The sequence below is a fragment of the Faecalibacterium prausnitzii genome (genome assembly GCF_019967995.1).
Taxonomy (GTDB): Bacteria; Bacillota; Clostridia; order Oscillospirales; family Ruminococcaceae; genus Faecalibacterium; species Faecalibacterium prausnitzii_E.
In genome coordinates this window covers 2,717,292-2,732,506 of sequence record NZ_CP065377.1, presented here as the reverse complement: position 1 = coordinate 2,732,506, position 15,215 = coordinate 2,717,292, and the positions used below count along the sequence as shown (strand labels likewise).

The window sequence follows — 15,215 nt, the reverse complement described above, 5'->3', positions numbered from 1 at the left end:
CACGGGCCGCAAAAAGGAGAAGACGCTATGAGCCAGATGATCGATTTTACGCTGCCGTCGAGCGCACCGGGGCGGATGCTTCATGCGTTCCGCTGTGTGCCGGAGGGCGAAGTGCGCGCCATCGTACAGCTCTCGCACGGGATGGTGGAGTTCATCGACCGCTACAAGCCGCTGGCCGAGTACCTCGCCGCACGGGGCATCCTCGTGACCGGAAACGACCATCTGGGCCATGGCGGGTCCATCCGGACCAAGGCCGACTACGGCTATTTTGCCGAGCCGGACGGCAACCGGGCAGTGCTGGATGACCTTCACGCCATGACGGTTCTGACGAAAAAGCTCTACCCCGGTGTGCCGTATTTCCTGCTGGGCCACAGCATGGGCTCGTTCTATGCACGGCAGTATCTGTGCGAGTGGGGCAGTGAGCTGGACGGTGCCATCATCCTGGGGACCGGCTTCCAGCCGAAAGCGCTGGTCGCGTTTGCCCGCACGGTCTGCCGGGTGCTGGCGGTCTTTTTCGGCTGGCAGCATCGCAGCAGGCTGGTGGCGGAGCTTTCGTTCCTGGGCTACAACAAGGGGCTGGAGGGCCGCACCACCCACGACTGGCTCAACCGCGACCCTGCCGAGGTGGACAAGTACCTCGCCGATGAGCGGTGCACCTTCACGTTTACGCTGAATGCCTATTACAGCATGTTCACGGGCATCCTGCGGCTGTACGACCCGGCCTTTCTGGCCCGGATGCCGAAAGATCTGCCGGTACTCTTCCTGGCCGGTGATGCCGACCCGGTGGGCGAGCGCAGCGCGGGCGTCCGGCGGGCCGTGCAGAGCATGAAGGATGCCGGGATGCGGGATGTGCAGGTCAAGTTCTACCCCGGTGCCCGGCACGAGCTTCTGGTGGAGACGAACCGGGCCGAAGTCTTTGCCGACATCGGCGATTTTGTGGAACGGCACCTTCCCTGAGCGGCATTGCCGTGGGATCGGGATGGGTGTTCGGAAGATGAAAAAAGACACCTCATGGCGAGGTGTCTTTTTTCATGGGGTGATGGTGGAGCATTGTCCACAGCACTCGAACCCAACACTTCCTCACGAGTGACCGTCTTGGCATCGTCCGTGAAGTTGAAGTTGAGCACGACCCGATCATCAAAGACGTAGACCGAGTTGACAAAGGTATCAATGATCTGCCGCTGGTGTTCCGTACTGCCCACGTCACCCTTGCGGAATTTTTCAAGCCAGAACCGAATCCACTCACGGGTCAAGACGGGCTTTTTCAGCTCTTCTTCCAGAATGCTGGTGTTCAGAGCTTCTTTCCGGGCTTCCAGCTCGTCCAAACGCTGCTTGGTGGTCGGGGTCAGGATGCCCTGTTCAATGGCTTCCAGAAGGTTTGCCAGCCGCTTCTCCGTGTCCCTGAGCTGGTCTTTCAGGACAGGCAGCCGGGTGTTCTCCTGCTGCTGGGCATCCATGACCAAATCTATCAGCCGTTCGATGATTTCATCGCTGAAAATCACCTTAATAGCAGTTTCCACCACGAACCGTTCAAGAGGCTCTTTGCGGATGGCTTTCAGGTCGCAGTGCGCCTTGCCGTGGCGTTTGGCGTTGCCGCACTTGTAGTAATAGTAGGTGTTTCCCATGTGGCTGGTGCCGCTTTCGCCGCCCATCAGGGTGCCGCACTTGCCGCAGAACAGCTTAGTGGTCAGCAGATAGCTCACATCCTCTTTTGCAGGCCGACCATGGGCGATCCTGTTTTGCTCGAAACGCTGCTGCACCCGGTCGAACAAGTCCTGATCAACAATAGCCGGAATGCCGCCCGGCGTCACAATGTCCTTGTAGCGGTATTCGCCGATGTAGCGGCGGTTGCGGAAGATCTGGAAGAAGCTGTTCTTTACGAACGGCTTCCCGGTGCGGGTACGCAGGCCGCGCTCGTTCAGGGATGCGGCAATCTTCTCAGCCGGTTCGCCGTCGGCGTACCGGCTGAAGATCTCCTGCACAATAGGAGCCGTTTCCGGGTCGATATGGTACAGCCTGTCCTCCTTGCCGATGGTGAAGCCCAGCGGCACCACACCGCCGTTGTACTTGCACTGGAGGGCATTTTCGCGCTCACCGCGCGCCACTTTCAGGGCGAGTTCGGCGGAATAGTATTCCGCCATGCCAATCAGCATACTCTCCACCATAATGCCTTCAGGCCCCTGCGAGATGGGTTCCATGACAGACACCAGATGGACACCGTTCTTTTCCAGCTGGTACTTGTAGTTCACGGCATCGAATCGGTTCCGGGCAAAGCGGTCCAGCTTCCAGACCAGAACTACGTCGAAGATTTTCTTTGCGCTGTCCTTAATCATCCGCTGGAAGTCCGGGCGGTCATCCGTCTTGGCAGAGTAGGCACGGTCGATGTAGGTGCCGACCACGGTGATACCGTTCTTCTCGGCGTAGTCCTTGCAGTCGCGCAGCTGTCCTTCAATGGACGCTTCTCTCTGGCTGTCAGATGAATAGCGGGCGTAGATCACGGCGGTCATGGTTGCACCTCCTTGGCGTGTATTCGACTTGCCTTTATATTATCGGGTCAAGCGCAGCTTGTCAACAATCTGCGAGCAGATTGAAATGTGCAAATTGCGAAACGCAGTGAAAAAGCTGAGAGCAAGAATCGTCCCGTGGCCACAAATTTTCAATTCTTGAAAATTTCTTGTCCATCCGGGACTTCACTTCTTCAACTCATGTGAGTTTCCGAAGTGCTCTTGTTGGGGCGTGCCTGCCCCAAACCCTGCTGGAACGAGTACGGCAAACTGGAATTTATAGTCCTCTCAAAACCAATTTGCTTTTTCTTCTCGAAATACGGGAATATCACTATCTCGATATGGATTGTAATTATGAAGATTGCAACCAAACTCTTTTAATGATTTTATTTTGTTATCCTGTGTCCATACAATTAAAGATATTCCGTCAAATTCTTCAACATTTCCATTATTCATTTTGCTTTTAAAATACCACTCCACGATTGTTTGATTGCCTTGATAAAAAAATTGCTTAATCTCCCAGACAAGAACACTTCCGCGTGTATTCCATTCGTCAAACCAGTGCTTTACCGTTTTGCGGTTTTCATATTTAGGACTCCAACTCTCAGTATATACAACATCATCTGTAAAAATATTGTCAATTCCTAAATCTGCTTTCTTAATCCACATATCAAACCATAATCGGATAATTTTTTCTCTCTCGTTCATAAAGTACCTCCATAACTTCCGATTTACTGGGCTAAGCCGAGTATACCACACTCCACCATGAAAGAACAGCCCGATATAGTGAAATTTTGCCATTTTTCTGCGTACGTGCGTACACAATCCGCAGGGATTCTAAGGGGCTTGACCCCTTAGCACACGGACTTTGGAACAAAGTCTAGTGTGTTACACCTTGCCAGAGGTGTACAGGCTCCCGGTACGCACGTACGCAGCAATTGCCATCAATGCGCCATATAGATGGCGATCAAGTTCGCACAAAGCGAACTTGATTCCTCAAAGCAAAAGGCAGGATACCACCGTCATAGTGATACCCTGCCTTTGCTCGTTTAACGCTCTGTGTAGTCCTTCCGCAGAATTTCCGATAAACAAAAAACGTACCCGAACCCTTTCTCATAGAGAATTGGGTTCGAGTACGAACTGTTTGGTGGGCCAGGCAGGACTTGAACCCGCGACCAAGCGGTTATGAGCCGCCAGCTCTGACCAGCTGAGCTACTGGCCCGCAGAGGCACCCGGCGAAAAAGCAGGGTGCAACAGATAGTATAGCAAAAAACTGCGAAAATGAAAAGTGTTTTCGGCCAAAATTATTTTGTGCGGTGGGCCTGGAGCTTCTGCATCATAAAGGTGTCCAGCATTTCCTGCGGGAAAAGCGGCTCTTTGTAGCCGAAGGATTCCCGGATGAAGATGAGGGTCACGATGGTCTGACGGCCGGGGTCGAGGCGGAGGGTGTAGAGGGTATCCAGCGGCTGCTGGGTGGGCTGATGGAGCGTGAGGTGGAGCAGGAAGCCGCCGTCGTTCTCGCGGCGGCACTCGTAAGCGAACTCGTCGGTCTCGCTGTGGAGGTCGAGCCGGTCGAAGCACTCGTCCAGCGGCAGGTCGGTGCGGAACTCGCTCAGGCCGGCGGGGCCGTACTGGCTGCGGCGGGTGTTCTCGCGCCGGGTGAGCAGCACAACGATGACGCCCAGCGCCACCGCCAGCAGGATGATGGAAATGACAGCGTTCATGGAGCCCTCCTGAATGGTTTTTTGATCAGAGTTTTCCTTATTGTAACACAACCCGCAGGAAATTGTGTTATAATATTGGAAAAATTCTAAAATTTGCGGTCGCCCATGCCGTCTCATGGGCGGGGAGGCTCATAATGAAACTGAAATTCACCCACAAGACCTGGTACTTTTTCCTGCTGTGCGCAGCGGCGGCATCCATGCTGAACGGCTTTGCCGTGCTGGGCGGGATGGACTTCTCCTTTTTGGAGATGGCGGCATTCTGCATCACCGGCATCACCCTGCTGTTTCTGGCAGCGGAAAAAGGAAGCCCGGCCAAAGACAAGCGCAATTACTTCGGTCTCTTCGTGGTGCTGATGCTCAGCTATATGGGCCGGGGCTGGGCGGCATACATCTGCTCGGCGCTGGTCTGGCCCGGCCTGCTGGGCTACGAATACCAGAAGGGCAGACCCATTCAGCGGCAGCTGCAGCTGGTAGGCGCGGCAGAGGTGCTCCATCTGCTCTTTGTTCTGCTGACGGTCTACGGCGGCATGGCGGGCCTGAGCTTCTGGGCGAACCTGCTCTGGGTGCTGCTGGCCTGCGCCCGCGGCTGGGCCGCATTGAGCCTGTACAAGATGCAGGAGGACGCATGAGCCCGCAGCGGCGCGCACCGCGCAGGAAGAAAAAGATCGGCCGCCGACGGTTCCTGGCGGGGCTGGGCTGTGCCGCCGGAGCGTATTTTCTGTACCGTTCTGTCCGGAACGTAGAAAAAACAGACCCGCCCGCAGTGCTGCAGCCGGATGAGACGCCGAACCCGGCCCTGCCCTCCGGTGAGTGGCGGGCGGTCTGGGTGAGCTATCTGGAATGGGCGCGGATGGACTTTTCGTCCGAGGCAGCGTTCCGGGCGGACATCGCCGCGCTGATGGACAACTGCGTCGCTCTGGGGCTGAACACCGTCCTCGCGCAGGTGCGGCCCTTCGGGGATGCGCTGTACGAGAGCAGCCTGTTCCCGTGGAGCCATCTCTGCACCGGTGCGCAGGGGCAGGCACCCGACTTCGACCCGCTGGATGTGCTCATCACCGAGGCACACGCGCGGGGGCTTTCGCTGGAAGCCTGGATCAACCCATACCGGCTGAAAAGCTCTGCGGCCATGCCGCCCAGCATCGGGGAGACGAATCTGATGCACACCCATCCGGAGTGGTGCTGCACGGTGGGCGAGGGGGTCTACCTGAATCCAGCCATCCCGGAGGCCGCTGCGTATGTGGTGCAGGGGGTGGCCGAGCTTGTGGAGCGCTACGCCGTGGACGGCATCCACTTCGACGATTATTTTTATCCCACGACCGAAGCCTCTCTCGACGCGGCGCAGTTCGCGGCCAGCGGTGAGAAGGATCTGGCATCCTGGCGGCAGCAGAACGTGACGAGCCTGGTCAAGGCTGCGCACGATGCCGTGAAGGCAGCAGACCCGACCCTGCGGTTCGGCGTCAGTCCGCAGGGGAATCCGGAGAACGATCTTGCCACCCAGTACAGCGACATCTACACCTGGCTGACGGCCAGCGGGGCCGACGCCGTGGTGGATTACCTCTGCCCGCAGGTGTACTGGGGCTATGGATACCAGCTGCAATCAGGCAGCACCCGCTTTGCCTTTGAGAACATCGTGCCGGAGTGGCTGGGCATGGCCCGCGCCGGGGATGTGGCGCTGTATTTCGGGCTGGGGGCCTACCGCATCGGCGTGGGTGACGGCGGGGCCAACGCCGACAGCACGAGCCAGTGGGCCACCGGTTCCGCGCTGGCCCGGCAGACGGCCGATCTGCGCAGCCGGGGCGCGCAGGGCTGGGCGCTCTACCGGTACGATTCGCTCTTCGGCCCGGCCCGGAACGACCTTGCCGCCGCCGAATGCGCGGCCCTGACGGCACAGAATGGCAAAACGCGCTGAAGTGTCTTGTATGCAGGAAAAAAATGCGGTATACTATACTCGTATCATGCCTTGCAAAAGTACACTTTTCTGCGATTTTTGAGGATAAAAAACCATGAAGAAAACAAAACGGATCTTTGCCTTTGCGCTGGCGCTGCTTCTGGCTGCGCTGATGCTCACCGGCTGCAAAAGCACACTGACGTCCATCGCCCACAAGCTGACCGGCGCGTCGGACGAGGTACAGGAGGAGGACACCACCCAGTGGGCGGCCCCCAGCAGCGACCCGCTGATGATCGATGGCATTGCCGACACCTCCGCCAAATACGCCACGGCTGTGGCCAACGGCTCGCTGAACATCGTCTTCAACGGCATCTGGAGCCGCCAGACCGACTATTTCACCGCGCCGAACGGGCTGCTCTCCGTCTACGGCTGCGGCACGGCGGAGGGCGTGCAGAAGTTCAAGATCTCGCTGTGGAAGAAGGTCGATGGCGGCGCACAGTATGTGGACAACACCACCTACTACTTCGTCACTGACGGCCAGAACTACCACTGCGACATCGGCAATCTGGACCCCAACGCCAGCTATCGGCTGACCATCTCCTATGATTCGAGCAAGTATTACCTCTACGGACTGCTCAAGGTGGAGGGAATCGGCGGATGAATCCACAGACCCGGCATTCCCTGATGCTGATGCTCTGCGCCATGATCTGGGGCACGGCCTTTGTGGCCCAGAGCGCAGGCTCCGGCATGGGGGCCTATTCCTTTCTGGCCGGGCGGAGCTGGCTGGCCGTGCTGGTGCTCCTGCCCACCGTTTACGCCTTTGACGCCCTTCGCCGCCGCCGGGGCGAACCCACCGGCAGGCCGCAGACCGCTGCCGACCGCAAAACGCTGGGAACAGCGGGCTTTGTCTGCGGCACCTTTCTGTTGGCGGCCAGCGCGGCCCAGCAGATCGGCATTACGCTGAACCCTTCCACGGCCAAGGCCGCGTTCCTGACGGCGATGTACGTCGTGATGGTGCCGGTGTTCGGGCTGTTCGTGGGGCGGCGGGGCAGTGCCCGGCTTTGGCTGAGCATGGTCATCGCCGTGGGCGGGCTGTATCTGCTCTGCATGAAGAACGGCTTTGGCGGCATCGAATCCAGCGACTGGGTCCTGCTCAGCTGTGCCGTGCTCTTCAGCTTCCAGATCATGTCCATCGACCACTTCTCCCCGTTGGTGGACGGCGTCCGGCTGAGTCTGGTGCAGTTCGTTGTGGTGGCGGTGGAGAGCACCGCCGCCGCCTTCCTGTTTGAGACGCCCACCCTCGCCGAGTTCGGCACCAACTGGCTGCCCATCGTCTACTGCGGTGTGCTGTCCAGCGGCGTCGGCTATACGCTGCAGATTCTGGGGCAGAAAGAGCTGAACCCCGCCGTCGCGAGCCTCATCATGTGCCTGGAAAGCGTGTTCAGCGCTCTGGGCGGCTGGCTCATCCTGCACCAGAACCTCTCGGTGCGGGAGGCCTCCGGCTGTGTGCTCATCTTTGCAGCGGTGGTGCTGGCCCAGCTGCCGGTGGAGGAGTGGCGGAAATGCCGAAGCGCAAGCCGGAAGTGACCCTGCGCACGGCGGGCGGCATCCTCTACAAGGCCACCCGCCGGAAGGTGAAGAACCTGAACATCCGGGTGCATCCGGACGGCACCGTGGCCGTCAGCATCCCGTTCCGCTCCTCGTGGGAGGAGGCCGACCGCTTTGTGCTGCGGCATCGGGACTGGGTGCAGGAGGCGCAGAGGGACCTGGCCGACCGCGAGGCCCGCACCTACTGGCGGCCCCTGCCCGAAAAGGACGTGGCGCTGGCCCACTTTGCAGCCATGAGCGACAAGGTCTACCCGGCCTTTGCCGGGGTACTGGGCGGGCAGAAGCCCATCCTGAAGGTGCGGAGCATGACGAGCCGCTGGGGCGTCTGCACACCGGGCAAGCGGCAGATCACGCTGGCATTGGAGCTCTACAACATGCCCGAAGCGGCACAGATCTATGTGGTAGTACATGAGTACTGCCACTTTCTTGTGCTGGACCACAGCCCGAAGTTCTGGGCGGAAGTGGAAAAGATCCTCCCGGACTGGAAGGCCCGGCGGGAGCTGCTGAAATAGCCCGCTCCGTTTCGTATGAGTGGAGGGGAACGTATCAGAGAATCGCCCTGCGGGCTCCAGAACAAGCGGGCCCTGCGCACAGGGGCGGATAGTACAGGAGTTGAAAAACGTGGCAAACGAAAAAAGCTCCGGCGGCGACAAGTATTCCAAGCTGGCCGGAAATACCATCATCTTTGCGATCTCAAGTTTTTCGTCGAAGCTGCTGACCCTGCTGGTCCAGCCGTTTCTGACCTATGCCATGGCGGAGATCTCCGACCTTGGCCTTTCGAAGATCCTGAGCCAGTACGCCAACCTGCTCATCCCGTTCGTGTCGATGGGCATGTCCAACGCCATCATCCGGTTCGGCCTGGACAGGGGCAACAGTGAAAAGCAGGTGTTCACCAACGGCCTGCTGACCATTCTGGGCGGTTTCGGCATCCTGGTGCTCTGCTGGCCCATCGCGCAGTTTTTGCCCGATATGGCTCAGTACGGCCTGCTCATCTACATCTATGTCCTCATGAGCTGCCTGCGCACCCTGTGCACCCAGTTCGTGCGCAGCCGCCAGTGGAACAAGCTGGTGGCCGTGGACGGTGTGCTCTGCACGGTGGCGACCATGGCGTTCTACGCGCTGTATCTGGTGGGGTTCCACTGGGGGGCCAACGGCTACCTGCTGGCCATCATCAGCGGCGACCTGGTCAGTGTGCTCTTCCTCTGCCTGACCGGAAAGCTCTGGAACTTTGTGGAGCTGAAGGGCCTGAACAAAGACCTGTGGAAGCAGATGCTCCGCTTCTCGCTGCCCATGATCCCGGCCCAGATCAGCTTCTGGGTCATCAATGCGTCGGACCTGTTCTTCGTGCGTGAGATGTGCAACGGGCTGGACGGCCACAGCGGCGACGCCTGGAGCGGCCTGCTCTCCACCGGCTACTTCCTGCCCACCATCCTCACGACGCTGGGCCTCATCTTCTACGATGCCTGGCAGCTCTCCGCCGTGACGGAAGAGGACGGACGCGCCCGGTTCTTCACCAAGATCTTCCGCACCTATTCCAGTGTGCTGTTTTGCTGTGCGGCGGGCATCATCTGGCTCTGCCGCCCGGTCATGCACATCATGAAGGCGAACTATTATTACGCCTGGCACTTCGTGCCCTTCCTGACGCTGGCATCCACCTGCAGCTGCTACAACCAGTTTTTGAACAGCGTCTATGTCGTCAACAAGAAATCCAGCCACAGCCTGTGGACCATGCTCTCCGGTGCAGTGAGCAACTGCATCATGAACTACTTCTTCATCAAGTGGTGGGGCCCCATCGGCGCGACGTATGCGTCCTTCCTGGGGCTGGGCCTGGTGTTCACTCTCCGCGCGCTGGATGCTCACCACATGATCGGGATGTCCATCCATCCGGTGCGGGTGGCGGTCAACTTCGGCGCGTTGGCGGCGGAAGCCTTCGTCCTGCTGGCGGATGTCCCGCTCTACGGCCTGTGGACCGGGCTCATCACGGCAGCGGTCATCCTGTACAACTTTGCAGGGGTCTGGGCCATGGCCCGCATGCTGCTGCCCAAGCTCTTCGGCCGCCGCGGCCGGGCGCTCGTGAACGCCGTGGACGGCTGGGCCGGTCATCGCAAGTGACCGCCGGTAAAAAAGCATAAAACAAAGGCGTCTGCATCGACCGGGTGCAGACGCCTTTGTTCGTTTCAGGGGATGGTCAGTTCGAGCTTGCGGCCGCGATCTTCCGGGCCGGGAGCTTCCCCATGGCGGAGCTGTCCAGGCTGTGCTCCATGGAGGCACCATAGGCAGCCAGCGCATCCTGCAGCTCGTCGCTCTTCATGTCGGCCAGGACCTGTGCGCGGACGTCGTCCAGCGCTGCCCCGTCCAGCGGGTCGAGACGGACGGCCAGCATCATGGAGAGGGAGGAATACTGCACGGCAGCGGCCTGGCCGAAGGACAGGCTGCGGATGGTGTCGGCAGAGCCTTCGGTGGAGAACGCCGAGTCGAGGGTACTGCTGCTCAGCAGCTCGGTCTGCAGGGAAGCGGTGTCGTCGGTGGGGACGGTGGAGTCCAGCACGGCGTAGATGCCGCTCAGAGCCGCAGAGGACACCTCATGGAAGGCGGTGAACTGGCGGACCGCATCTGCCGGAGCGGAGGCGTTGTAGCTGTCCGCAGCGGCCTGTGCCAGGCGGAGCATCGTGTCCTTCTGGTCGTCATCGGCGAAGGCGTAGGTGCTGGAGTTGTAGAGCGGGATGCTGTAATAGGCCAGCTTGTACATCTGGTTCTCCAGATGGCTGGTCAGGTCGGCGTCGGAAACCGGGGTCTCGCCGTTGGTGCCGTACACGAGGTCGAGCAGGTCGGTGCTCTTGAGCAGGATGCGCTCGAAGCGCTGCAGCGTCTCCAAACCGATGCCGTTGGCCTTGTAGGTGTCGCCATACTGGTCCATCAGCTGGGAAGCGTAGCTGTCGGCCTGGGCCTCCTCGGCTTCGGTCAGCTGGCCGCCCAGCGCGTCGAAGCGGGCCTCGACGGCGGCGTACAGCTCCAGATTCTCCTGGGTCTTCTGGGCGACATAGTCGCTGACGGCTGCGGTCTCGCCGGAGTCCGCGTCGGTGGTGATGGTCTCCTTCAGGAAGCTCTTGACGTTGGTGGAATCCTGGTCAGAGGAAGCGAGCTTTGCGGCGGACTGGTAGGCGTTGTACTGCGCCAGCAGATAGAGGCCGGAGGAGATCTCCACGTTGCCGATGGAACCGACCGTGTCCGGCGTGGAAAGGACGCAGCCAGCCAGACCGAAGGCCAGTGCCGCCGCGCAGAGAAGGGCAAGAAGTTTGTGTTTCATAAAAGTGTACTCCTGATGTTTTGTGTTACGACCGCTCCGGCATCGCGGAGGGGTTTATTTTGTTCCTAAAATCTCGGCCATCGCCTTGAGGATGCTTTGCAGCAGGTCCAGCGGCTTTTCGTCGGGCTGCAGGGTGACGGAAAGATAGGGTTTGCTGCCGGCACCGGCGGTGACGCGGCCATTGAAGGCCACGAGCAGGCCGCGGATCATCGGGACATCCAGCGTCTCGACCTGCAGGACGAGGGTGTCCTTTTTCTGGGTGACTTCGTACACGCCCACGGCGGTGGCCTGCACCCGGACCAGCGAGACGTTGACCAGGTCGCTGACCGAGGGCGGCGGGTCGCCGTAGCGGTCGATGAGTTCATCCAGCACGTCGGCGGCGTCTTCGGGGGTCTGGATGGCCGCGATGCGCTTGTAGGCTTCGATGCGGCCGGGGCCGTCGGCGATGTAGGATTCGGGGATGTAGGCGTCCACCCGCAGGTCCACAAGGCACTCGCTCTTGTCGCGCTGGATGGGCTCGCCCTTGGCCTGTGCGATGGCCTGCCCCAGCATCTTCACGTACAGGTCGTAGCCGACGGCCTCCATGTGGCCGTGCTGGCTGTGGCCCAGCAGACTGCCCGCGCCGCGGATCTGCAGATCGCGCATGGCGATGCGGAAGCCAGAGCCGAAGGCCGTGAACTCCCGGATGGCGGACAGCCGCTTCTGCGCGATGTCGGAGAGGGTCTTGTCCCGCCGGAAGGTGAAGTAGGCATAGGCTTTGCGGCCGCTGCGGCCCACGCGGCCCCGGATCTGGTACAGCTGGGCCAGACCCATCCGGTCGGCGTCTTCGATGATGAGGGTGTTGCAGTTGCGCACGTCGATGCCGGTCTCGATGAGGGTGGTGCAGACGAGGATGTCGATCTCGCCGTTGAGCAGGTGCTGCCAGACGGGGTTCAGCTCCTCCTCGGTCATCTTGCCGTGGGCGATGCCGACGCGGGCACCGGGCACCATCTGACTGACGTGGGCGGCGGTGGACTCGATGTTGTCCACCCGGTTGTGCAGGTAGTAGACCTGCCCGCCGCGCGCAAGCTCTTTCTTCATGGCTTCGGCCAGGATGACGTCGTTGTATTCGAGGACGAAGGTCTCCACGGGCTGGCGCTCAATGGGCGGCTGCTCGATGGTGGACAGGTCCCGGATGCCGCTCATGGCCATGTTCAGGGTGCGGGGGATGGGGGTGGCCGACAGGGTCAGCATGTCCACCCCGATGAAGTTCTCCTTGAGCTTTTCCTTGTGCTTGACGCCGAACCGCTGCTCCTCGTCGATGATGACAAGGCCCAGGTCATGGAAGCGGACGTCTTTGGACAGCAGGCGGTGGGTGCCCACCACGATGTCCACGCTGCCTGCCTGCAGGCCGCGCAGGGTCTCCTTCTGCTGTTTGGCGGTGCGGAAGCGGGAGAGCATCCCGACCTTGACCGGGAACGCCTCCATGCGGGAGAGGATCGTATTGTAGTGCTGCCAGGCCAGCAGGGTGGTGGGGGCCAGGATAGCGCACTGCTTGCCGCCCATGACGCACTTGAACGCGGCCCGCAGGGCCACTTCGGTCTTGCCGACGCCCACGTCGCCGCAGAGCAGGCGGTCCATCGGGTAGCTGCGCTCCATGTCCTTTTTGATCTCGGAGGTGGCGTTGAGCTGGTCGTCGGTCTCATCGTACTCGAAGCGGGCCTCAAAATCGCTTTGCCAGTCGCCGTCCGGCGGGAAGGCATAGCCGGGGGCCTGCCGCCGCCGGGCATACAGCTCGATCAGCTCCTGCGCCATCTCCTCGGTGGCCTTTTTGACTTTGGCGCGGGTGCGCTGCCACTCGGTGCCGCCGAGCTTGGCCAGCTTGACCTTTTCCTCGTCGCCGGGGGCGGTGTAACGGCTCAGCAGGTCCAGCTGGGTGACGGGCACATACAGCACATCCGAGCCGGAATACTGGATCTTCAGATAATCCTTGATGGCACCCTGCACTTCCAGCCGCTGGATGCCCGCATACATGCCGATGCCGTGGCTCTGGTGGACCACATAGTCGCCGGGCTTGATGTCCGACAGGCTGGACAGGGCGTTCTTGTTCTTTTTGCGTTTTTTGGCCTCGGCGGTTTCGTCCAGACCATGCCGCCGGGACGAGATGACCGCCATCCGGGCGAACGGGAAGGTGCACCCGGCGGTCAGGTGGCCGGGCAGCACCTGCACCAGCCCTTTGGCGGGGCGGACGTCCCGGCTCATGCTGACGGAGTAGCCCTTGTCGGCCAGATCGCGGGTCAGGGCCGCTACGCCCTTGGGCGTACCGGCAAAGAGGGTGACGGCATAGTCCTGGGCGATGAGCGGGTCGAGATCCTCCCGCAGGGAGGCCAGGTCGCCGCCCCAGTTGGGGGCCGCAAAGGCCTCTGCGTTGATGAGGTCTTTCAGCTGGAACTCGTTCATCCCGCGCAGGAAGTTCTCACACAGCAGGGTGCTCTGCTTCTGCGCCGCGAAAACGAGGTCGTCCATGGTCTGGTACAGCACATCCAGGCCGGGGCAGAGCACACCCTCTTCGAGCAGGCCGGTCAGCTCTTCGCCGCGCCGGAACTCGGTGGCCTTCTGGGCGTCCCGGATGCCGCCCACCTCGTCCAGCACGAAGAGGGGAGAATCGAGGTGGTCCAGCAGGGTGGCCGGGGCGGGATACCGCAGGCCGTAGTATTTGTCCATGGCTTCGGGCATCAGGCCGGAGTCCAGCTGAGACAGGTCGGCCTCCATGGCCTTTTCCAGCGCCGTGCGGTGTTTGCCGCGCGCCTTTTTCTGGGCCGCGCGCAGGGCCTCGGCGGTGTCGGCGGTGCTGCCGAACAGCACTTCGCGGGCGGGGGAGAGATAGATCTTTTCCAGCGAGCCGTCCCGCCGCTGGGTCAGCAGGTCAAAGGAGGCCAGCGAGTCGATCTCGTCGTCCCAGTATTCGATGCGGGCGGGCTGGTGCATGTCGGGCGCATAGATGTCCACGATGTCGCCGCGCACACTGAACTGGCCGGGGCCGTCCACCTGGCTGCGGCGGACATAGCCGGCGGAGAAGAGCCGCTCCACCAGCGCCTCCCGGTTGTAGACCATGCCGGGCTTGAGGGTGAGGGTGTTCTTCTGGAACTCCGCGCGGGGGACGGTGTATTGCAGCAGGGCTTCTGCCGGGACGCAGACGGCGTTCAGCCGCCCGCCGGCCAGTGCACCCAGCACCGACAGCCGCCGGTACTCGTACTCACGGCCGGCACCCTCCACCGGGCGGAGCATAAAGTCGCGGGGCGGGAAGACCGCCGCCGTCAGGCCCAGCGCCTTGAGGTCATCGGCGAAGTGGGTGGCCTCGGCCTCGCCGGGCGTCACGATGCAGAGCACCCGGCCCAGGTCTTTTTGCAGGGCTGCGTACAGCAGGGCGCGGCCCGCCGGGGGCAGGCCGAACAGTGCCGCCGGGCCGGGCGTGGCAAGGCTCGCAGAAATCTTCTGGTACTCTGCCGTATGCTTCAGCAGGGATTCGTACATCGTGGACCTCCTCTCGGTTACAGCATCCGATTACCCGTTGTAGCGGCTCTGTGCCAGCCCAAGCTTGCCGTCCATGATGAGCCTGGCGGCAGCTTCCAGATCGGGGTAGCGGTCGGTCATGGCCTTGACGTCGTCGGGCGGGAACTTACCCAGCACCCAGTCGGCCAGATCGTAGTCGGGGCGGGGCTTGGCACCCACACCGATGCGGATGCGGGGAAAGTTCTCGCCGCCCAGCCGGGCGATGATGCTCTTCAGGCCGTTGTGGCCGCCTGCCGAGCCGGAGGGCCGGATGCGCAGCTTGCCGGGGGCTTGAGTGATGTCGTCGCACAGGACGATGACGTGGTCGGCCGGGATCTTGAAGAAGCCGGCCAGCGGGGCGATGGAGTCGCCCGAAAGGTTCATGTAGGTCAGGGGCTTGAGCAGCACGACCTTGTGACCGTCCACCTCGCCCTGGCCCCACAGGCCCTGGAATTTGGTTTTGCTGACCGCGATGCCCCACTTGCCCGCCAGATGATCCAGCGCGGCAAAACCGGCATTGTGGCGGGTGCCGTCGTACTTGGACTCCGGGTTGCCCAGACCGGCGATCAGCCAGATGTCATTTGCATTCATAGATGATTTGCCTTTTCCTGTTTTATTTTTGCTCTGAAAGCAAGTTCTTAGTATAACATACG

The 15,215-nt window shown here is 61.2% G+C and carries 13 protein-coding genes and 1 tRNA gene; 7 read left to right on the top strand and 7 right to left on the bottom strand.

Annotated elements, in window-relative coordinates:
* The first annotated feature begins 27 nt into the window (after window positions 1-27).
* Window positions 28-957, top strand: a complete 930-nt coding sequence (locus I5P96_RS13190) for an alpha/beta fold hydrolase (RefSeq protein WP_223382535.1) — start codon at window positions 28-30, stop codon at window positions 955-957.
* Here I5P96_RS13190 and I5P96_RS13185 read toward each other — a convergent pair.
* The 4 genes from I5P96_RS13185 to I5P96_RS13170 all read right to left on the bottom strand — a co-directional run bounded on the left by I5P96_RS13185 (window position 864) and on the right by I5P96_RS13170 (window position 4,228).
* Window positions 864-2,507 (bottom strand): recombinase family protein, encoded by a 1,644-nt coding sequence (locus I5P96_RS13185; protein WP_223382534.1) that lies wholly within the window; start codon window positions 2,505-2,507, stop codon window positions 864-866. The two genes, I5P96_RS13190 and I5P96_RS13185, sit on opposite strands and share 94 nt — an antisense overlap.
* A 285-nt stretch (window positions 2,508-2,792) precedes the next feature.
* Window positions 2,793-3,212 carry a nuclear transport factor 2 family protein gene (locus I5P96_RS13180; RefSeq protein ID WP_223382533.1) on the bottom strand — a complete coding sequence of 140 codons (420 nt, stop codon included), beginning with the start codon at window positions 3,210-3,212 and terminating at the stop codon, window positions 2,793-2,795.
* Window positions 3,213-3,649: 437 nt separating this feature from the next.
* Window positions 3,650-3,726 (bottom strand) — tRNA-Ile (locus I5P96_RS13175).
* An 82-nt stretch (window positions 3,727-3,808) separates the two neighbouring features.
* Window positions 3,809-4,228 carry a hypothetical protein gene (locus I5P96_RS13170; protein ID WP_118552227.1) on the bottom strand — a complete coding sequence of 140 codons (420 nt, stop codon included), beginning with the start codon at window positions 4,226-4,228 and terminating at the stop codon, window positions 3,809-3,811.
* A 134-nt stretch (window positions 4,229-4,362) separates the two neighbouring features.
* Between I5P96_RS13170 and I5P96_RS13165 the strand changes: the two genes are divergently transcribed.
* The 6 genes from I5P96_RS13165 (at window position 4,363) to I5P96_RS13140 (ending at window position 9,836) form a co-directional block, all read left to right on the top strand.
* Window positions 4,363-4,857: a conjugal transfer protein TraD gene (locus I5P96_RS13165; protein ID WP_118552229.1), complete on the top strand. Its 495-nt coding sequence runs from the start codon at window positions 4,363-4,365 to the stop codon at window positions 4,855-4,857.
* The gene (locus I5P96_RS13160) at window positions 4,854-6,137 is read left to right on the top strand and encodes a glycoside hydrolase family 10 protein (RefSeq protein WP_223382532.1); all 1,284 of its coding nucleotides are present in this window, start codon (window positions 4,854-4,856) and stop codon (window positions 6,135-6,137) included. The genes I5P96_RS13165 and I5P96_RS13160 overlap by 4 nt, the downstream gene beginning before the upstream one ends.
* A gap of 94 nt (window positions 6,138-6,231) precedes the next feature.
* Window positions 6,232-6,777, top strand: a complete 546-nt coding sequence (locus tag I5P96_RS13155; RefSeq protein ID WP_223382531.1) for a hypothetical protein — start codon at window positions 6,232-6,234, stop codon at window positions 6,775-6,777.
* On the top strand, window positions 6,774-7,703 hold the full coding sequence (locus I5P96_RS13150; protein WP_223382530.1) for a DMT family transporter: 930 nt from the start codon (window positions 6,774-6,776) through the stop codon (window positions 7,701-7,703). The genes I5P96_RS13155 and I5P96_RS13150 overlap by 4 nt, the downstream gene beginning before the upstream one ends.
* Window positions 7,679-8,236: a M48 family metallopeptidase gene (locus I5P96_RS13145; RefSeq protein WP_223382529.1), complete on the top strand. Its 558-nt coding sequence runs from the start codon at window positions 7,679-7,681 to the stop codon at window positions 8,234-8,236. The genes I5P96_RS13150 and I5P96_RS13145 overlap by 25 nt, the downstream gene beginning before the upstream one ends.
* Before the next feature lie 109 nt (window positions 8,237-8,345).
* Window positions 8,346-9,836 (top strand): lipopolysaccharide biosynthesis protein, encoded by a 1,491-nt coding sequence (locus tag I5P96_RS13140; protein WP_223382528.1) that lies wholly within the window; start codon window positions 8,346-8,348, stop codon window positions 9,834-9,836.
* A 76-nt stretch (window positions 9,837-9,912) separates the two neighbouring features.
* Here the strand turns inward: I5P96_RS13140 and I5P96_RS13135 are convergent, their stop codons facing one another.
* The 3 genes from I5P96_RS13135 to pth are packed head-to-tail and all read right to left on the bottom strand — an operon-like array spanning window position 9,913 to window position 15,153.
* Window positions 9,913-11,031 carry a foldase gene (locus I5P96_RS13135; protein WP_223382527.1) on the bottom strand — a complete coding sequence of 373 codons (1,119 nt, stop codon included), beginning with the start codon at window positions 11,029-11,031 and terminating at the stop codon, window positions 9,913-9,915.
* Window positions 11,032-11,085: 54 nt separating this feature from the next.
* Window positions 11,086-14,544 (bottom strand): transcription-repair coupling factor, encoded by a 3,459-nt coding sequence (gene mfd, locus I5P96_RS13130; RefSeq protein ID WP_223382526.1) that lies wholly within the window; start codon window positions 14,542-14,544, stop codon window positions 11,086-11,088.
* 30 nt (window positions 14,545-14,574) lie between these two features.
* The gene (gene pth, locus I5P96_RS13125; protein WP_097791552.1) at window positions 14,575-15,153 is read right to left on the bottom strand and encodes an aminoacyl-tRNA hydrolase; all 579 of its coding nucleotides are present in this window, start codon (window positions 15,151-15,153) and stop codon (window positions 14,575-14,577) included.
* Window positions 15,154-15,215: the final 62 nt, after the last annotated feature.